Origin of the sequence: Hymenobacter psychrotolerans DSM 18569 (assembly GCF_900142395.1) — a bacterium.
In the GTDB taxonomy this organism is placed as follows: domain Bacteria; phylum Bacteroidota; class Bacteroidia; order Cytophagales; family Hymenobacteraceae; genus Hymenobacter; species Hymenobacter psychrotolerans.
On record NZ_FRAS01000001.1, the window covers coordinates 409,800 to 429,122 of the forward strand.

At 62.5% G+C, this 19,323-nt stretch carries 13 protein-coding genes; 8 read left to right on the forward strand and 5 right to left on the reverse strand.

Annotation, left to right across the window (positions count from 1 at the left end; all coding sequences use genetic code 11):
- Position 1: 1 nt before the first annotated feature.
- Positions 2–1,348, reverse strand: coding sequence for a hypothetical protein (locus BUE15_RS01685; protein ID WP_139252078.1), 1,347 nt, complete (start codon positions 1,346–1,348; stop codon positions 2–4).
- A 197-nt stretch (positions 1,349–1,545) separates the two neighbouring features.
- On the opposite strand from BUE15_RS01685, the gene proS reads away from it, so the two are divergent.
- Complete coding sequence (gene proS / locus BUE15_RS01690) at positions 1,546–3,021, forward strand: proline--tRNA ligase (protein WP_073280953.1); 1,476 nt, start codon at positions 1,546–1,548, stop codon at positions 3,019–3,021.
- A gap of 70 nt (positions 3,022–3,091) precedes the next feature.
- On the opposite strand, the gene BUE15_RS01695 is transcribed toward proS, so the two are convergent.
- Positions 3,092–3,337 carry a hypothetical protein gene (locus BUE15_RS01695; protein ID WP_244535850.1) on the reverse strand — a complete coding sequence of 82 codons (246 nt, stop codon included), beginning with the start codon at positions 3,335–3,337 and terminating at the stop codon, positions 3,092–3,094.
- A 131-nt stretch (positions 3,338–3,468) separates the two neighbouring features.
- On the opposite strand from BUE15_RS01695, the gene BUE15_RS01700 reads away from it, so the two are divergent.
- Both BUE15_RS01700 and floA read left to right on the forward strand, forming a co-directional pair.
- Complete coding sequence (locus tag BUE15_RS01700) at positions 3,469–3,936, forward strand: NfeD family protein (RefSeq protein ID WP_073280954.1); 468 nt, start codon at positions 3,469–3,471, stop codon at positions 3,934–3,936.
- Between the two features lie 91 nt (positions 3,937–4,027).
- Positions 4,028–5,029 (forward strand): flotillin-like protein FloA, encoded by a 1,002-nt coding sequence (gene floA / locus BUE15_RS01705; RefSeq protein ID WP_073280955.1) that lies wholly within the window; start codon positions 4,028–4,030, stop codon positions 5,027–5,029.
- 250 nt (positions 5,030–5,279) lie between these two features.
- Here floA and BUE15_RS01710 read toward each other — a convergent pair whose 3' ends face one another.
- Positions 5,280–7,322 (reverse strand): OmpA family protein, encoded by a 2,043-nt coding sequence (locus BUE15_RS01710; RefSeq protein ID WP_073280956.1) that lies wholly within the window; start codon positions 7,320–7,322, stop codon positions 5,280–5,282.
- A 284-nt stretch (positions 7,323–7,606) separates the two neighbouring features.
- Here BUE15_RS01710 and BUE15_RS01715 point away from each other — a divergent pair, with 284 nt between their 5' ends.
- From BUE15_RS01715 to BUE15_RS01730, 4 genes are all read left to right on the forward strand, one after another.
- Positions 7,607–9,724, forward strand: a complete 2,118-nt coding sequence (locus tag BUE15_RS01715; RefSeq protein WP_139252079.1) for a hypothetical protein — start codon at positions 7,607–7,609, stop codon at positions 9,722–9,724.
- An 845-nt stretch (positions 9,725–10,569) separates the two neighbouring features.
- The gene (locus BUE15_RS01720; RefSeq protein WP_073280958.1) at positions 10,570–11,337 is read left to right on the forward strand and encodes a T9SS type A sorting domain-containing protein; all 768 of its coding nucleotides are present in this window, start codon (positions 10,570–10,572) and stop codon (positions 11,335–11,337) included.
- Positions 11,338–11,636: 299 nt separating this feature from the next.
- Positions 11,637–12,221 (forward strand): Riean_0653 family protein, encoded by a 585-nt coding sequence (locus tag BUE15_RS01725; RefSeq protein ID WP_073280959.1) that lies wholly within the window; start codon positions 11,637–11,639, stop codon positions 12,219–12,221.
- Between the two features lie 190 nt (positions 12,222–12,411).
- The gene (locus BUE15_RS01730; RefSeq protein ID WP_073280960.1) at positions 12,412–13,107 is read left to right on the forward strand and encodes a hypothetical protein; all 696 of its coding nucleotides are present in this window, start codon (positions 12,412–12,414) and stop codon (positions 13,105–13,107) included.
- A 410-nt stretch (positions 13,108–13,517) separates the two neighbouring features.
- On the opposite strand, the gene BUE15_RS01735 is transcribed toward BUE15_RS01730, so the two are convergent.
- On the reverse strand, positions 13,518–17,045 hold the full coding sequence (locus BUE15_RS01735; RefSeq protein ID WP_073280961.1) for a T9SS type A sorting domain-containing protein: 3,528 nt from the start codon (positions 17,043–17,045) through the stop codon (positions 13,518–13,520).
- A 303-nt stretch (positions 17,046–17,348) separates the two neighbouring features.
- Positions 17,349–18,173 (reverse strand): hypothetical protein, encoded by an 825-nt coding sequence (locus tag BUE15_RS01740; protein ID WP_073280962.1) that lies wholly within the window; start codon positions 18,171–18,173, stop codon positions 17,349–17,351.
- A gap of 132 nt (positions 18,174–18,305) precedes the next feature.
- On the opposite strand from BUE15_RS01740, the gene BUE15_RS01745 reads away from it, so the two are divergent.
- Positions 18,306–19,283: an isopenicillin N synthase family dioxygenase gene (locus tag BUE15_RS01745; RefSeq protein ID WP_073280963.1), complete on the forward strand. Its 978-nt coding sequence runs from the start codon at positions 18,306–18,308 to the stop codon at positions 19,281–19,283.
- Positions 19,284–19,323 lie beyond the last annotated feature (40 nt).

Genomic DNA, 19,323 nt, shown 5'->3' on the forward strand with positions numbered 1-19,323 from the left:
CTTAGTTGACGCGGCCACGGCCGCCTCCTCCGCCACCGCCACTGCTCCGGCCACCGCCGCCGCCCATATTAGCGGGAGGCGAGTAGCTGCGGGAAGGCTGCTCAAACGAGCGGCTGGGCTGCTCGTAGCTACGCTGCGCAGGGGCCTCAAACGTACGCTGGCGGCGTACTGGCTGGTCGGCAGTCTGGCCGCCGCCACTTTGCGGCGTGCTGGGCGTGAAGATGCTCCGGCTGCGGCGCGGCTGCGAGTAGTCGGAGGAAGCTGGTGCCGACTGCGAGCCGGTAGCAGCATCAGGTGCTACGCGCCAGCGGCGCCCTTCCCCCCCGGCGCGGCCAGGAGCGGTAGCATCGCCGGTGGCAGCAGCGTCCTGCTGCGGCTGGTAGCGGGTGTTAGGAGCTTTCTGCGTAGGGCTGCCCGCGCCGGGCGCCTGGTCGGCCACCTGCATGTCGCGGCTGCCGCGCACGGCTGGCTTTTCCGTGGCTCCGGGCACGGCCTCGGCCGAGCGGATATTGCCGCGCGTGGTAGGCGCAGGAGTTGAGCCTACAACACCGCCGGTAGGAGCAGTAGTACCGCCGGGCGCCACTACACCGCCCTGGTTTACGCGGCCCCGGCCACCTGGGGTAGAAGTAGCCGTGTTGGCACGGCCGGTGGAGGTTGCCTCGGCGCTGCGGCCGCTACGCGGGCCATAACGCACGTTGCGCACCGTGCCGCCGCCACCTACTACACCATAGCCACCGGCGCCGTAGTAGCTGCCATACCCGCCATAGCCATAGCCGCCGTAGCCACCGCCGTACAGGCCACTGTAGTAGCCGTCATAGAAGCCGCGGCCGTAGCCTCCGCCCCAACGGTTCCAGCCCCAGGGACGGCCCCAGCCGAAGCCAATGTTGATGTTCACGTAGCTGCCCCCGTAGAAGCTCGGTCCCCAGAACGGGTCGTAGCCGCCGTAGTAGCTGGGCCCCCAGGCCGAGTAGTAGCCGGGGCCGCCGTACCAGAAGGGGTCGGCATAGATGAAGTCGTTGTAGCCGTAGCCGAAGCCACGGTAGTAGGGCTGGTGAAAGCGCCGAATGCGCGACGAATACGTGTAACCTTCGTCATAATACTCGGTACCGCCCGACGAAGCGGAGGCGCTGCCTTCGCCGGCATAGTCCGGGTTGGTGAGCTCGTCGCCGGTGGTAGTTTCGGCCGCCGATGAGCGGGAAGCTACCGGCCGGGCATTCTGCGTGGTGCGGTCCTGGGAAGAATAATAAACGCCGTCGTTTTCCGTGGAGGAAATAGCAGCGGTGCCGGCACACCCACCCAGCGCAAGCAGGGAGAGGGCGGGCAATAGAGTGGGAAGGAAATTTTTCATGGCGGCTAACACGGAAAGAAGGCGGGCAAAAGGAAAGAGCGGCATCTATGCCAGAGGGTTGCCTGAACTAGCAGACGGACAGTGGCGGAAGGCTCCGGTTTAATAACGTAATTTGACCCCGAAACGGTGCCGGATTTCCTAACGCAAATCTTAGGCCAAACCCGGAACTTTTTCCACTTACCAAAGATACCTGAAACATGAGCAAAAGTTTGCCCAAGCGGAGCGAAGATTATTCCCTGTGGTACAATGAGTTGGTGAAGCGCGCGGGGCTGGCCGAAAACTCCGCGGTGCGGGGCTGTATGGTCATCAAGCCCTATGGCTATGCCATCTGGGAGAAGATGCAGCGCACCCTGGACGATATGTTCAAGCGCACTGGCCATCAGAACGCATATTTCCCGCTTTTTGTCCCCAAAAGCCTGTTCGAAGCGGAGGAAAAAAACGCGGAAGGATTTGCCAAGGAATGCGCCGTTGTAACGCACTACCGCCTGCAGACCGACCCCGACAACCCGGGCAAGCTGCGCGTAGACCCGAATGCCAAGCTGGAGGAAGAGCTGGTAGTGCGCCCCACGTCGGAGGCCATCATCTGGAGCACGTATAAAGGCTGGATCCAGAGCTACCGCGACCTGCCGCTGCTCATCAACCAGTGGGCCAACGTGGTACGCTGGGAAATGCGCACCCGCCTGTTTCTGCGCACCGCCGAGTTTTTGTGGCAGGAAGGCCACACGGCGCACGCCACCGCCGAAGAAGCCGTAGCCGAAACCCGCCAGATGCTGGAGGTATACGCGCAGTTTGCCGAGGAATGGATGGCGCTGCCCGTCGTGAAAGGCGTTAAGACTGAAAACGAGCGGTTTGCCGGCGCCGAAGACACCTATTGCATCGAAGGGCTGATGCAGGACGGCAAGGCGCTGCAGGCCGGCACCTCCCACTTCCTGGGCCAGAACTTCGCCAAGGCGTTTGACGTGCAGTTCCAGAGCAAGGAAGGCAACTTGGAGCACGTGTGGGGCACCAGCTGGGGCGTGAGCACGCGCCTGATGGGCGCCCTCGTGATGGCGCACTCCGACGACGAAGGCCTGGTGCTGCCGCCCAGGCTGGCGCCCGTTCAGGTGGTGATTGTGCCCATCTACAAAACCGGCCAGCTCGATGAGCTGCTGGAGCGTATCCGCCCGATGCAAATGGGCTTGATTGAGCGCGGCATTTCGGTGAAGATTGACGACCGGGACACGGAGCGCCCGGGCTACAAGTTTGCCGAGTGGGAGCTGAAAGGCGTGCCCGTACGCCTGGCCGTAGGTATGCGCGACCTGGACGCCGGCACCGTGGAAGTGGCCCGCCGCGACACCAAGGAGAAGATGAACCTGCCCCTGGCCGACATCGTGAACAGTGTGGCTACGCTGCTCGACGACATTCAGGCCAACATCTACAGCCGCGCGCTGAAGTTCCGCGAAACGCACACCACCCGCGTGGAAACCTACGAAGAGTTCAAGCAGGCGCTGGAAGGCGAAGGAGGCTTCGTGGTAGCCCACTGGGACGGCACTTCCGAAACCGAGGAGCGCATCAAGGAGGAAACCAAAGCCACCATCCGCTGCATCGCGCTGAATGAGCCCGACGAGGACGGCACCTGCGTCCTGACCGGCAAGCCCAGCAAGCGCCGCGTGTACTTCGCGCGGGCCTACTAGCACCTGCGGCTAAGCACAAAAAAGGCGTCCGGTTACAGTAGCCGGACGCCTTTTTTGTGCGCAATGGTTTCTACCGGGCGGCCGAAATGGCGGTGGTAAGCTCTTCGTCGGAGAGGCCATCGAGCCAGTTTTTTTCGAGCTCCAGGCGCACGGTCTGGGCGCCGCCGCTGGGCGTGCACACCACCGGCACGGCGCCGGAGTCGGTTTCGCTGCGGGCAATGGCTTCTTCGGTGGCGGCGCTTTCTACGGCGGCATAGGCCTGCACGCAGGTCCAGGTGGTATTGTGCTGGTCGGTTACTTCGCGTTGTTTCATCATGCGCCTCTGATACGCAAAAGCACGGGCCAGGTAGGTACCGGGCCACGGCACCAGGAAAACATATAGCCACTTCTCTACCTTTCCTGCGGGCTTTCTGCGTATCTTTTCCTGACCAACTTTCCCTTTCTCCTATGGACTGGCTTACCGTTGCAATGCTTCTGCTTTTTGGCCTGCTCTTTCTGGCCGCCGAAGTCGTCTTCATTCCGGGCACCACCATTGTGGGGCTGATTGGCTTCGGGCTGCTGGCGGCGGGCGTGTGGTTTGCGTACCGCGACTTTGGCTCGGCCACCGGTCATATTCTGCTGGTTTCGTCGCTGGCCGTTACGGGCTTGCTGGTCTATATAGGACTCAAGCCCAAGAACATGGCCCGCGTCGCCCTCACCGATGTCAACAACTCGCACGTGCGGGATGCCCGCCTCCCCGATGTGCAGCCCGGCACCACGGGCCGCGCTCTGTCGGCGTTGCGGCCGGCCGGCACGGTGCTCTTCGAGGAAAACCGCCGGGAGGTAACTACCCGCGGCGAGTTTGTGCCAGCCGGCACCGAGGTGCGCGTGCTGCGCATCGAGCAAAACCGGATTGTGGTGGAAAGTGTGGTATAAGGCTTAGCTTGTTGCCTTAAGGAGCAGGAATTGCCTGTCACTTCTGATTTTTCACCCAGCGTTGGCCAGCTCCAATGCTACATCGTGTTCTATGGACTTCCCTCTCTTTCCGCTCATTGTCGGGGCCATTGTTCTGCTGGTCTTTCTGTACTTTTTCCCCATCAGCCTCTGGATTACGGCGCTGTTTTCGGGGGTGAAGGTCAGCCTGTTTCAGCTGGCGTTTATGCGGGTGCGCAAGGTTCCCCCGTCGCTCATCGTCAACTCGATGATTACGAGCACCAAAGCCGGCCTGGAGCTGACTGCCAACGACCTGGAAACGCACTACCTAGCCGGCGGCAACATTCCCAGCGTCATCAAAGCCCTGATTTCGGCCGACAAAGCCAACATCCCGCTCACCTTCAAGCAGGCCACTGCCATCGACCTGGCCGGCCGTGACGTGTTTGAGGCCGTAACGACGAGCGTAAACCCCAAGGTGATTAACACGCCCAACGTGGCCGCTGTGGCGCAGGACGGGATTCAGCTCATTGCCAAGGCCCGTATCACGGTGCGCGCCAACATCACGCAGCTGGTAGGCGGCGCCGGCGAAGAAACCATTCTGGCCCGCGTCGGGGAAGGCATCGTGACCAGCATCGGCTCGTCGAAGTCGCACAAGGAGGTGCTCGAAAACCCGGACAAGATTTCCAAGCTCGTGCTCAGCAAAGGCCTTGATGCCGGCACTGCCTTCGAAATTCTGTCCATTGATATTGCTGACATCGACATAGGAGAAAACATCGGGGCCAAGCTGCAGATAGACCAGGCTACCGCCGACCTGAAAGTGGCCGAGGCCAAAGCCGAGGAGCGCCGCGCTATGGCCGTGGCCGTGGAGCAGGAAAACCGCGCCAAAACCCAGGAAGCCAAAGCCCGTGTGGTAGAAGCCGAAGCCGAAATTCCGAAGGCTATGGCCGAGGCCTTCCGCTCCGGCAACCTGGGCATTATGGACTACTACAAGATGCGCAACGTGCAGGCCGACACCGACATGCGCGACTCCATTGCCAACCCCGGCAACCAAAGCAGCAGCAGCAAGCCCGGCCGCGACGAAACGAGGCTGTCGTAGGGCCTCACCCCCCCGGCCCCCTCTCCCATGGAGAGGGGGAGCCAGACGGCGGCAGCGCAGCACCTTCGGCTCGCGCCTCAAGTACCGCTCCCCTCAACGCAAAGTGCCCTTACCTCCTGGTAAGGGCACTTTGCGTTTTATCAATTTTGATAACAGACAAGCTGTTGCGAAGGCGCCAGCCGACGTAATGGCGCTGGAGTTGCCTGGCTCCTCCTCTCCATGGGTGAGGGGGGCCGGGGGGTGAGGCCATCTACTTCTTGGTAATCCGGAACTCTACGCGGCGGTTGAGCTTGCGGGTTTCCTCTTGGTCGTTGCTGGCAATGGGCTTTTTGTCGCCGAAGCCTTCGGTGGTGATACGGGTGCCACTAACGCCTTTAGAAACAATATACTTCTTCACCTCGTTCACGCGGTCCTGGCTCAGCTTCAGGTTCAGGTTTGGGTCGCCCTGGTTATCGGTGTGTCCTTCCAGCTTGATTTCTACCGTTGGGTACTCTTTGAGCGTCCGGATAAGGCGCTGCAGCTCAGGGTAGGAGTTTTCGCGCAGATAGTATTTGCTCTGGGCGAAGAAGATGTTGTTCAGCTTGATGGTCTGGCCCACCGCGAAGGGCACCAGAAACAAATCCTGCGTCACTTCGGAGTACTTCTGGCGGTCCGTCACGTCGAGGTTGTCGGATTCGGCCAGGTAGTTGGGGGCTTCAGCCCGGTAGCCATACTGCACGCCCGAGGGCAGCACAATGGTGTAGGAGCCATCCACGGGGTTGGTTTCGGCTACTCCAATTTCCTCGCCGGTCAGCAGGTTTTCGTATTTAATAACAGCCTGCACCGGCTTTTTGGTGGCTGCATCCAGCACCCGGCCGCGCACCAGCGTCACCACTTCGGGCTTGAACTGGGACGTAAGGCCAATGCGGAAAATATCCTTGGAGCCGCCCATGCCATTGCGGGCCGATACGAGGTAGGCATCTTCCCCGGCGGCCGACACTACATAGTAAGCGTCGAAATCGGGAGAGTTGACGTTGGGCCCCAGGTTGCGGGGCTTGGTCCAGTTGGTCCAGGTGTCGTCGAGGCGCTTGGAGTAGAAAATGTCGCTCTTGCCGTAGCCGCCGTGGCCTTCCGAAGCAAAGTACAGCGTCTTGTTGTCGGAGGCCAGGAAAGGCGCAAATTCCGGCTTTTTGGTATTCACCGTGGGGCCGAGGTTGCGGGGCTTGCTCCAGGTTTTGCCGTCGGTGTTGCGGAAGCTCACGAAGATATCCTGCTCGCCCTGCCCGTCTTTGCGGTCCACGGCCATCAGCAGCACCTTGCCCGAGGGCCCCAGGAAGTAATCCACGTTTTCCGGGTCGTCGTTGTAGAAATTCTCAATGACCACCTTCTCCGGGCGGCTCCAGCCGGTTTTGGTGCGCTTGCTGGTGCTTAGGCCTTTGGGGTCGAGGGTACCGTCTTCGTTGTAGACGTTGATCAGAACCGCCGTATTGCCATCCGATGAGATGGAGGCCATGCCATTGGGCCCGGGCGTATTGATGGGGCTACCGATATTTTTGGCCGGGTGCCAGGTTTTGCTGGCCGCGTTTGCCAGCGTGCTGTACCACACATCCTGCACGTCGCGGGCACCGCCTGCGTTCTGCGGGCTCTCCTGACGGGCAAAGAACAGCACGCGGCCATCGGGCGAGATAACCGGGTGCGTATCTACGTACTTGGAGTTGACGTTCGGCCCCAGGTTCACCATGGCCGAGTCGAATTTCACTCCTTCATTTTCGTTGCGAAACTCCTTCTTTACCATGGTTTCGGCCACGTCGGCAATGCCGATAGCGTCAATCTGGTTGACGCCGTTCACGGCCTTGGTATTCATGGTCACGAGCACGCCAATGGTGCGGTAGGTACCCGGCGAAAACGTAACCTGCAACGACCGAAACTGCTCCGGAATGGGGCCGGGGCTGGTGTTCTCGTACACCTGGTGCTTCTGGCCGCGGGTATCCACCAGCTCAATCTTCACCACCGAGCCGGGGTTGAAGTTCTCTACCACGGTTACCTGCTTCGCCACGAGCGACTTGCCGAAGCGCACCTCGATGAACTCGGAGGTACCTTCTTTGCGCGGAATCCAGGCCTCGTTGCTGACCTGGCCCAGGGGCTGGGCATTGGGCTCACCCAATACTTTTTCGGGCGAGAAGGCCTCTTTGCCCTCCGCCTTCTGCGATGATACGGCCACCACTTTGGCAGCCCACACGGCATGCTGTGCCTGCATGCTCCCCGCAACTCCCACGACCAACCCCACCGACAGCAGTAATTTCTTAATACTCATAAGCTGACTGGCAAAACAATGGCTTGCGGCTCCCGCCCAAACCCGGAAAGATGGTCTCGAACTGACTGAGACGTGAGGGAGGGCCGCTAAGTTGCGGCGGCTCTCCACAAGAACCCCAAAGGTAGGAATACCAACCTCCTGACGGGGTTAAATTTTGGTGAATGCCGGAAATAGCCCGGCCGTTGCAGCCGGTGTCCTGATGCAGTACCTTGCTTTCCCGATAGTGTGCCCACACTGGCCCACGCCCAGGCTCCGGTGCCACCGCCTGTTTTCGACTGCCCTTCATGAAGTTACCTTTAGCCGCCAAAAGTTCCGCCTGTGCGGGCACTGCCCCGGGGTGCGCCGGCGGCAGGCGGGCAGGCGTGACGTGGCGGCAGGCAGGCCTTGGCCTGTTGCTTGCGGCGGGGCTGCTGCTCCTGGCGCGGCCGGGCCGGGCGCAGGCGCTGGTAGATGCCGGCTCCTTGCCGCTGCTGGCCCGCACCGTGTTGCCCCCGCCCGATTCTCTGCTGCTGCTTACGGTGCAGGCCCGGCGCGTAGGCATCAGCACCTACGCCCAGCGCACTGCCCTGCTGGGAACCGTGCAACTCGATAAGCGCCAGCAGGTGCGCTACCGCCTCCTGAGCGAGTGGATTTACGACTCACGCGGGGAGCCGCCGTTTGTGCGCGAAGACTATGCCGCCGACGCCCTGCATACCCTCGACCTGGGCGGCGGCTGGCGCGCCGGGCAGTTCATCCGCTACGAGCAGAGCCGGGCCAACGCCACCCGCACCGGCCTGTGGCTGGCCCGCTTCGGCTACGAGCAGGCCCTGCCCCGCTTTCTGCCCCGCCAGGCCACCGATTCGCTGTCGGTGATGCGGCTGATTGGGTTTGGGGGCGCGGTGCAGGACGCCCGCAACGGCCGGCAGGATATCGGGGTGGCGTATGGCGTGGACTTCTCGACGCTGGCTTTTCTGCGGGGAGCCGCCGCGCCGCCGCTGGCCCTGCGCCTGCTGGGCACCCGCGCCCAGCTCGGGCCGCGCGTATGGCAGCGCCTGCTGGCCGAAGGCTACTACGCGCACACTTTCGATGAATACTCCAGCGGCACGCTGCGCGGCACCTACCGCGCCCACCGCGCCGAAGACTACGTGCCCGGCAATGTGCAGCGCATCCAGAGCGACACGCTGGCCGGGGAAGTAACATGGGCCTACCGCCTCTCCGATAAGGTGTCGTTTCGGTCGGTGAATGCGCTGGCGCTGCCCAGCCGGGCCTTTGAGTACCGCCGCCTCGGGGCCGAATCGGATACGCTGCAGAACCTGGGCTACCGGCAGCGAGAGCTGGATACCCGCCAAGAGCTGCGCCTGGGCAGCAAGAAGGTGCAGGCCGTGCTGGCTTTCGGCTACCGCGAGCGGAACCGCGCCTATGGCCTGAGCAACAACCGCAGCCTCACATCTACCCTCTATGAAGCCGCCCTGGCCCGGGAGCGAATCAAGGACATCAACGAGCAGACCACGCAGTGGCAGGGCGAGCTGACCTGGCTGCCCGCGCCGCGCCACGCCCTGTCGCTCACCGGTTCGGCCCAGCTGCTGCGCGTGACGGCCCCCAGCCGCGACAACCAGCAGGACCGCGACGAGGCCCAGCATGCCCTGCGCCTCACCTGGACCGGGCGCTGGCGCGGCAACTTCCGCACCAGCCTGGCCGTGGCCGGCGAGTACCGGCAGTTCGTATTTATCCGGGCGGCCCTCAGCGCCGAAAACTACACCGACCGGCTGCTGCACTGGGAGCCGGGCTTTACGTGGGCACCGGGCAAGTTCAGCATCCGGAGCACCTACCACCTGTGGGTGAGCTACCAGGTGCGCGACCGGGCCAGCGAGCAGCTGCGCAACCGCGCCAGCCGGGTGCTGGAGCAGCAGCAGAACCTCACGTACCAGCTCACGCCCCGCCTGCTGGCCACCGTAGACTATGCCCGCCGCGAAAATCGGGTGGGGCTGCTGCGCTGGCCCGCCTTCAAGGAAAGCCCTCTTGATACCACCATCACCCATGACCTGCGCGGCGGCCTGCGCTACGGCTGGACCGGCCGCCGCCGGCCCGTGGCCAGCGCCAGCAGCCTGCGCCTCGGCTACCGCTTTCTGGAGCAGCGCACCCACAGCCGCGCCGCGCTGGTGCAGGATGCCGGCACCTCGCTCATCTACCTGCGCGCCCTCACCCGCCAGCAGGGCCCCGATGTGGCCTACGAGCGGCGCGCCGGCGCGCTGGCTTTCTCGGCCAGTTTGTGGCTGCAGGAGCTGCGCACCCTCTCGCGCTACCGCCCCGGCACCGGCTCCTTCGTGGGCACCAGCTACACCCCCGACGACCTCGCCCGCACCACCCACGACCTCTACCCCTACTTCGAAGTGGCCCTGGCCTGGCGCCTGCGGCAGTGGTAGGTTTTGTGCCCGGAATTATGCAGGTTAGGGGCCGTTATGTAGTGCCTATCCCAGCTGTTTATCCGATGCGCTTCGTTGCCTCTATCCTATTGCTGCTAACCCTGCTGTTGCCAGCTCGTGCGCAGCGTCTAACCTGGGAGCGGCTCTACAAAGCCGTGCCGAATCAGCAGGAACTTGAATATATGCTGGAAGGCTACGCGCTGCCCGCAAACCGTCTTCTTATTGCTGGGTCCTCACTTGCTCATTCTTCACCCGGCAATTCCATTGACATCCGCAACCATTATTACCTGCTTAACACCCTCACCGGCGACACCATCTGGCAACGGCCGGGCATGCTGTCCTTCTCCGGAGGTGTTGAATTTCTGCAACAGACGGATGGCACTTTCCTTTACGTCGGCTGCCAGCGTTCTACCGCATCCCTTATCGGCTACATGGGAGTACAGCGTATTACAGCGACCGGTACTAAAAGCCCGATTCAACAATATCCTGGCCTGCCTCCTGCAAATGCCTTCCCGCAAGGGTTACTAAGAGCTCCGAACAAAGGGTATTTCCTGTGTGTGTACGTTAATCGGTTTCCTACTCCTGTTACGGCGAAGCCTACCCACATTGGCCGAGTAGATAGTATGGGCGCGCTTATCTGGAACCGCGCTTATGGGATTGATGGAGAAAAGCCGATAGACATGCAACAATTGTTGAACAGCGACCTTATCGTGCTGACGCAACACTATCTATCCTCTCGCACCCCGGCTCAACAAATGCGGCTGTTACGCTTGAACGCTACTACCGGAGATTCACTACAGCAGGCCTTTTTTCCTGCTCCAGCTGGCAATGGGGAAGTCAGCAGCATGAATGTCCTGAGTAAAATGCTGCGGCTGCAAGACGGGGGGCTGCTGCTGCCCGCTTCGGCCGACACCACCCTGACCCCGAACGTGTACACGGGCCGGCCCTTTCTCCGCAAAGTCAATGCCCAGCTGCAGCCGGTCTGGAGCTACGTGTACCGCGGCGGCCTGCCCCGGCAGTACTTCCAGTTCATCCGCATGCTGGAGCTGCAGGACGGCTCGGTGCTGGCCCTGGCCGCTGAGGAACTGCCGCGCCCGCCCGTGGCCACCTACCAGCTGCACCACATCAGTGCCAGCGGCCGGCTGCTGCGGCTCTATCCCATCACCACGGCCCTGTGCGATGCTTTCCAGCTGGCTACCCTTATTGCCGACCCCGGCGGGCGGGCCGTGTACGTGGCCGGGGGCTGCCAGAGCCCCGGCAACACCGGCGCCTACGCCGCCCGCATCGACCTGAGCCCCAGCCTGCCGCTGCTGCTGGCCGCTACGCCTGCCCAACTTACCGCAGCTGCCCCGCTGACCTTCGAGCTGTTCCCCAACCCGGCCAGCACCACGGCCACCGTGCGCTACCAGCTGCCGGCCGGCACCGCCGCCGCGCTGCACCTGACCGATGCCACCGGGCGGCTCGTGCGCCGGCTGACACTGCGCGGCGGCAGCAGCGGCGGGGAGGTAGTGGTGCCGCTGGCCGGGCTGGCGCCAGGCCTGTACGCGGCCACGCTGCTGACTCCTGACGGCCGGCCCCTGGCCACGCGCCGGCTGGCCGTGGTGGCCGAGTAGGTGTTAGCCTGGCGTTGGGTTAGGGCGCTACCCTGCACCAGACGGGTAAGATGATTCCGTTCAGCCCCAGTCACGCCCGGAGGCTGACGCAGCAGGCGGGGCCACAGGGCCGATCTGCTCCTGAGGCACCTATTTACCGCTGCGCTTACTTAACGCGTTGGGTCATGAGAGCAATCCGGCAGACGCTTGTATTCCCTCCCCCACCTTCCTATCTTCCCCACACTTTCCGCCCCGCTTCTCCTACCGCCACCTATTGCCCCTGCTACACTGCTCCGGCCTGCTACTGGCCCGGCCGTGGCATGGGCTTTTCTGTTTTTCAGGCTTTTGCGTTTACTACTATGCGATTCTTCCGCTACTGCCTCCTGTTATCGGTTCTGCTGAGCTTAAGCCAGTGCAAAAAGAACACCATCCGGCCCCAAGAGCCGGAACTGCCCGCTGAAACCCAGAGCGGCCAGCAAACACTAGGATTCAAGGCCAACGGCACTATCTATGTGGCTCCTAGTTTAATCCAAGTTGTTGGCTCTTGGACAGGTAGCAACACCGCCGATAGGTTTTATTTTGCCGGAGATGCACGGGACAGAAATTATATACTCGGTAGTATCGGAGTGACGTTGCGAGGTGATTTATCGGACGGGCAGCAATTCCAACTGGTGAACGAAGGCCAGATACCGGCTGGGCAGAACTATGGCTTGGCGGCTGTTAATATCGATCCTAGCTGCGTGTACGCTCACAGCACTGATGCTCGCCTACTGAGCGGGCAGGTCACGCTCACGCGCTTCGATGGTGGGGCGCGGGTAGCGGCGGGGCGCTTTCAGATGACGTTCGTCAAGGCCGGTTGCGACACGTTGCGCATCACCGAAGGCCGCTTCGACGTCAAATTTTAACTTGATTTCCTTTCCCCTCACTCAGCCAGTGCTATGCCTACACTACTACTCGTGTGGTTGATAAGTAGGCGGGCGGGGCGGCCGGGGTCCCTGGCCGCGCCTTAGCAGCCGTTTAGTTTTCCAATTGCCCTATCCGGGGCCGGGCGGCGGGTGCCGCGCGGTACTCCCTCCTCCTTTATTTATTTCACGCATGTACGACGAACAGTACGAGAATCATTTCCTTAATATCCGGGCCTCGCGGGCGGTGTTTCTGCAGTTTGCCCAGTACACGGCCACGGCCCTGGCCGGCACGCCCAGCGCGGCCCTCAAGAAGCTGACCGCCCCGTTTCAGCAGCTCGTCGCGGACCTGGAAAAGGGCCTGACCGACCGCGCCGGACAGGCCGGCACCGGGCAGGGCGGCACCGTCACCCAGGACGAGGTAATTACCCGCATCCACGAATTCGTGCGCGACACCCACGACGTGCTGCTCGTGCCCAAATACCGCAAGCAGGCCGGCACGCTGCGGGAGTTTCTGCCCCAGGGCCTCGACTACCTCACCGGAGCCGCTAAAAAAGACCTGCCCACCCGCTTCGAGGCCTTTGTGAAGAAGCTGGAAGCCTACGCCGCCGACCTCGGTGCCCAGGCCGGCACCGACGGCCATGCCCTGCTCGCGGCCCTGGCCACGGCCACCTCGGCCCGCACCAAAACCCGGCAGGCCGAAACCGAAACCATCAGCGCCCTCGGCACCGACTGGCGCGAGCTATGCGACGCCCTCTGGCAGGTGCATTGCGTAGGGCTGGCTCAGTTCTTCCAGGAGCCCGCCAAAGCCCGCGCCCTGTTTGGCTACCACCTGCTAAAAAGCCGCAACGGCGGCAAGAAGAAGGCGGCCCCTAAGATGATGGCCTAACGCCACCGGTACGGGGGCAACCGGACGGGCCACTGCTGCCCACTGGCCTGCCGCATGCTCCCACTCCCAGTGCCTTGTCCTGCTACCATCCGCCGCATGCGGCGGGTGCTTGCCGAGGAGCCGGAGGTCGTCTGCCGCATGCGGCGGGCGACTTGCGGCCTCCCCTAACCCATCCGCCGCATGCGGAGAGCTACCACCGGCCTGCCGGAAAGCACCCGCCGCATGCGGAGGGCCACTTCCGGCTCCCCGGCAACCATCCGCCGCATGCGGCAGCCCTGTGCCGGTGCGCCCCCACCGCTTCGCCGCTACCGGCCATACGCCAGAGCACACAAAAAAGCCCGCCGGCCACAAGGCCAGCGGGCTTTCTGTTGCGCCGGGACGAGGCCGCCCCGGCGTTTGCGGTGCCGCGTTTAGTCGAGGACTACTTTGCGGGTGATGGTGTTGCCACCTACCTGCACGCGGAGCGTGTAGAGGCCTTTGGCCAGGCCCTGTACCGGCAGCGCCTGCTGCACGGCACCCGAGCGCACGGCTACGGTCTCGGTGAGTACCTGCTGGCCGAGGCTGTTGAACAGCACTGCCTGCGCGGTTTTCACGGCACCTGCGCCCCGGATAGCCAGGTTGAGCGTGCCGTTGTGGCTTGGGTTCGGGAATACGCTTACCTCGCCGCCGGGCAGTTCACCCTTGCCATTGCTCAGGGCCGTAGCCAGGGCAATCGTGAAGGGGCCCTGCGCATCGTTGGAGGCGTAGCCCGATACTGATACGTAGTAGGTGTTGCCCTGCGTGAGGGTGGGCAGCACCAAGGCCGGAGCCTGCGTGTTGGGGCCGGCACCGGGCTGGCAAGCCAGCTGCGTGAACGGACCGCTGCAGGTAGCCGCCGAGAACAGACGTACCTGACCAGCCGTGTTGCCATTCACTACAATGTTGGGAGTAGTACCTGCCACCGGAGCCGGGGCCACGAAGCGGAACCACACATCCTTGGGAGTGCCGGCCGTGGTGCAACCGGGGTTGTCATAGCCATTGACGGGCGTAGTGGTAGCACCCAAGGTAGTAGCGTTCAGCGGCGCGGCACCTACCGTCAGGGTAGTAGCTACGCAGGGCTCGTCGTTGTTGGCCGGGGCAATATCAGTGCGGAAGCATACGGGGCCTACGCGCTGGCTGCTGCCGTTCAGCGTGCCGCAGTTCTGGCTTACATAGAAGCAGTACTGCGTGTCGGCGGTGAGGCCGGTGAGCGTGGTGCTGAGGGTAGTGCTGGTAACCACCGTGCCGGCACCCGTGCCGGGCGTGAAGCCCTGCGGGCCATACTCGATGATAAACGAACCGCTCGGGGTAGGACCAGCAACGGCCCAGGTGAGCGAAGCCGTATTGGCCGTAGTGCTGGCAGCCGTGAGGCCCACGGGCAGCGGGCAGCTGGAGTTGCCGCGTACGCAGATGGTGAAGGCGCTCTGCACTGTGGTGTTGGTGTAGCCCGCTACCGATACGTAGTAGGTGGTGTTAGGCGTGAGGCCCGTCACGACGAGGCTACCAGCGGTTACGGTGCTGCCGGTGCTGCTTTTGCAGGCCACATCCGAGAACGGACCGGCGCTGCTGGCAGCCGAGAACACGCGCAGTACGTTGGCGTTGTTGCCGGTGGTGGTCAGCGTAACTTCGGTAGAGCCTACGCCGGCGGCAGCCGTCGTGAACTTAAACCATACGTCGCGCGGAGCCGTGGCCGTCGAAGGTGTGCAGGACGTGCCGGGGTTGGTGTAGCCTACCGGCGTAGTGCTGGTAGCTCCTACCAGCGTAGCGCTGGTGGGCGTGAGGCAGTCGGCGCCCAGCGTGAGCTGCACGGCCCCGTCGGGGTTGTCGTTGATGATGAGCGTGCTCACGGTACCGGTCAGGGTAGCCGTAGAAGAGCCATCGGCGCAGGTGCCCACTACCGTGATGGTGTAGGGCGTGCCGGCCGTGAGGCCGGTCAGCTGGATCGGCGAAGCCGTGCCGGTAGCCGTGATGGGCGTGCCGCCCGCGGCGGGCGTAGCCGTCACGGTGAACGTCTGCTGGCCAGCACCGGGCAGGAAGTTCACCTGCGTAGCCGTCTGAGTCGTGTTCGAGAAGGTCAGCGTGCGCGGGTCGCCGCAAGTGGGCGGGAAGGTCACGCAGATCGTGAAGGCACCCTGGGTGTCAGAAGAGCCATAGCCTGACACACGCACGTAGTACGTGGTGTTAGGCGTGAGCTGCGTCAGATCCATTGCCGGAGCCGCTACGGTAGAGCTCGTAGAAGAACAGCCAATCTGCGTGAACGGACCGGCGCTGCTGGCGGCCGAGAAGGCGCGCAGCTGGCTGGCGGGCACACCCGTCACGAGGACGCGCACGGCCGTGGAAGCCACACCCGTAGCGGGCGTCGTGAACGTGAACCACACGTCTTTCGGCGAGGCGGCAATGCCGCAGCTGTTGGGCGAGGTGCCGGGGTTGGTGTAGCCGTTGACGGTGGTGGTGGTGGCTTCTTCGTTGGTGGCGGTAGTCGGAACGCAGCTGGCATTCACGGTCAGGGCAATAGCACCGCTCGGGTCGTCATTAACGGGTGGCGGCGGCGGCGTCGTCACGCAGATGGTGAAGGGTGCTGCCGTAGCGGTGGGCAGCGTGGCGCTGTACGAGTACACCCGCACGTAGTAAGTGGTGCCCACCGTCAGGCCCGTGTAAATCTTCACGTTCGGGTCGGAGTAAGCTACCGAGGTCAGGGTGCCGCAGCTACCGCTCAGCAGCTGCTGCACGTAGTCGCCGGAGCCCGTCAGGGTCACGGTGTGGGTCGGGGAAGTCGCCACGAAGCTGTACCACACGTCATCATCGGCGGTGCCAACGGGCGCAGCCAGGCCGAGAGTAGCGGTAGCGCCCAGCAGCGTGCCGCTGGTAGCATTGGTGCAGGCTGCCGATACGGCAGCCGGCGTCAGGGAAACGGCAGCAGTGCAGGCGTCGTTGGCAGGCGGGCTGGCCAGGGTCGTGAAGCTAGCAGGACCGGAAACCAGGCTGTTGCCGTTGGAGCCGCCGCACAGCTGCGTCACGTAGAAGTCATACGTGGTGGTAGGGTTCAGGCCGGTGAGCGTGGCGGTAGGCGTGGCAGTGGTTACTACCGTGCCGGTGCCGGGCGTGAAGCCCTGCGGGCCGTACTCAACGCGGAACGTGCCGCCGCCACCCGTCACCGTCCAGTTGAGCGTAGCGCCCAGTCCCTGCACAGTAGCCATGAGGGCGCGCGGAGCTGGGCAGGCGGCCGGAGCGGCCGGCGTGAAGGCGTACACCTGGCCGTTGGCCGGCATCGTGAAGATGTTGGTGTTTTCGGTGGTGGAGCTGGTCGTAGGCGAGGCTACCGCATCGCTCAGTGCCAAGTAGGAGCCGGCGCCCGTGCCTGTACCCGCCAAGCCGATGGAAGCACCCAGCGTAGCCGTGGCATTGGTGGGATTAGCTTCCGGACGATAGATAAACTCTACCCGGTTGGTGCCTTCATAGAGCTTCACCTGAAAGGAAATAACCGCCAGGTTTACATTCCAGCGCCACTCCCAGTTCAGCCATTCGAAGGTGAACACCCGGTTGGGAGCCGTACCGGTAGTGGCGTAAGAAGCTACAGCCGTAGCACCTACGGGCCGGCCGTCCAAGTCGTCGCCGAGGGGGGCTACCAGCGGACGGTTAGTAGCGGCTGCTGCCGCCAGCGTCGTGATGCCGGACGTGCCTGTGGCGTTGAAGGTCAGAAAGCCGTTCGACGAGGCTTTCACTTCTGTGAAGGGTGTGCCGTCGAATACGAACGTGAACCCGAGCGGAAGCGCGGTTGGGGTGATGTACGTATCGGCCAGCATGGCCGGAATGGCGGTGCCGCCAACCAGCGGGGTGAACGTGCCCTGCGAGGCCGCAAACTGGTAAGTATCAACCTGCGCCAGAACCGGCCGGGCCGCGCCCAGCCAGAGGCTGAGCAATAGTGCCGCAAGTATGCGTACACGGGTGTGGGCAGGCAAGCCGGATGGCCTACCTGCAAAGCGTAAAAGGTGTTGCATGAAAAATGGTAAAAGGGTGGTAAGTGTACTGGGCGGACAGAAGTCCCGATGCGTGAAACTAATAAAACCGCTAGTTATAGGAATTAACTATGCATTAAAATAAACATCAGAACAGCAGAATACCACAATATTGTACTCGTCACATCTTCCCACCACGAAAACTGCCCATTCTCCGGCCAGCGGAAAATGGGCAGTCTGGGCACTGGATAGCTCCGGCAGGAAGTATTAGGGCTGGATGGAGAAGCTGCGCGTCACCGAGTTATAAGGGCCGGGAATCAGGTTGCCGCTGTCGTCCACCAGCTCCAGCTTCACGGTGTTTTCTCCGATGGGCAGGCCTTCCATCATGTACGGCGCCCATTGGTCCAGCATAAACTCGGCGCCGTTGATAGTAGCGCGCACCTGCGTGCCGCCGGGCTCCAGCGTGGTATTCACCAGATAAAAATCGAGCATGACCCGCTCGGCGTCGCGGCCAGTATATACGTCTTTGGGACGGCTGTAGAACAGGTGCGGTGCCTTCACGTCGAAAGCCGGAGTGCCGGGCACGGCCTTGCCCACCGTAATGACGCGCAAATCGTAGGCGCCGCGGTGCTTCAGGCTCTCATGGTAGGAGCGCGACAAAAACGACAGCACCACGTGTTGTCCGTCCACCACGTTTTTGGTGAATTTCGTTTCGTAATGCGCCGTGTAAGGCTCGTTGTCGATGATGTTGTGGATGTGCTGGCCCTTCTGGGAATTGGCCAGGTGCCCCGCGTGCATACCGCCGGTCATTTTGGTCAGCAGGAAGTTGCTCAGGCCGTACTCGAAGGCTACGGCTCCGCTGGGCACCACGGCTCCGGCCACCGGCGTTTTGAGCGTCAGCTGGGCCTCCGGAAACCGGGGCGAATCGGTGAACGGCGTGAGGCGGATGCCGTTCTTGGCCTGAGTGGCAGCCGACGTAGTAACCATTTCGGCGGTAGCCGAGTTAGACGTATCCGACTGAATCTTAGCCGCGTCGCAGGAGGCCAGAGCAAGCAGTGCCGCCAGAGCCGGCAGCAAAACAGAAGATTTCATACAAGAAAAACCGGAAGTAAAACGGCCGCTACCGGCCCAGTCCGGAAACATCCGGCCCGGGTAGAGCGTTGAGTTTTTTGAGTACCTTGCGCAGCACGCACTCATTGTCTAAAAGTATAGTGATTTTCCAAGATGGAAGAAAAACTGCTGGAAGAAATTCCCTCCCTCGACCTCGCAGACTTCCGCTCCGGTGACCCGGAGCGCAAAGCCCGCTTTGTACAACAACTTGGCGAAGCCTACCAGAACATCGGCTTCGTAGCCCTCAAAAACCACGGCCTCACCGAAGAGCAGACCCAGAAGCTATACAGTGATGTAAAAGCCTTCTTTTCGCTGCCCGATGATGTGAAGCAGCAGTACGAGAAGCCGGAACTGGCGGGCCAGCGCGGCTACGTGAGCAAAGGTAAGGAACATGCCAAAGGCCGCAACACCGGCGACCTGAAGGAGTTCTACCACGTAGGCCAGGAAGTGGATGATGCCAACGACCCCATCGGGGCCGAATACCCCGACAACATCTGGCCCAAGGAAGTAGACAGCTTTGCCAATACTTCGCGTACTACCTACAAAACGCTGGAAGCGGCCGGTAAAGACGTGCTGCGCGCCATTGCGCTGTACCTGAACCTGGACGAAAGCTACTTCGACGACAAGGTGCGCAACGGCAACTCCATCCTGCGCCCCATCCACTACTACCCCATCGAAAACCCCGACTCGGTGCCGGCTGACGCTGTACGTGCTGCTGAGCACGGCGACATCAATCTGATTACGCTGCTGATGGGCGCCTCGGCTGATGGCCTGCAGGTGAAGCGCCGCGACGGCAAATGGATTCCGATTACGGCTCTGCCTGACCAGATTGTGGTGAACGTGGGCGACATGCTGCAGCGCCTGACCAATGGTGTGCTGAAAAGCACCATTCACCGGGTAGTGAACCCAGCCCGCGAGAAGATGAACTCTTCGCGCTACAGCATTCCGTTTTTCATGCACCCGCGCTCCGAAATGAGCCTGGCGGCTCTGGAAAGCTGCGTAACGGATGAAAACCCGAAAAAGGAGGCTGACATTACGGCCGGCGAATTCCTGAATGAGCGCCTGATTGAGCTGGGCCTCAAGAAGAAATAAGCACCGCCTACCTTACGAGAAAACCTCCGCGGCTTCGGCT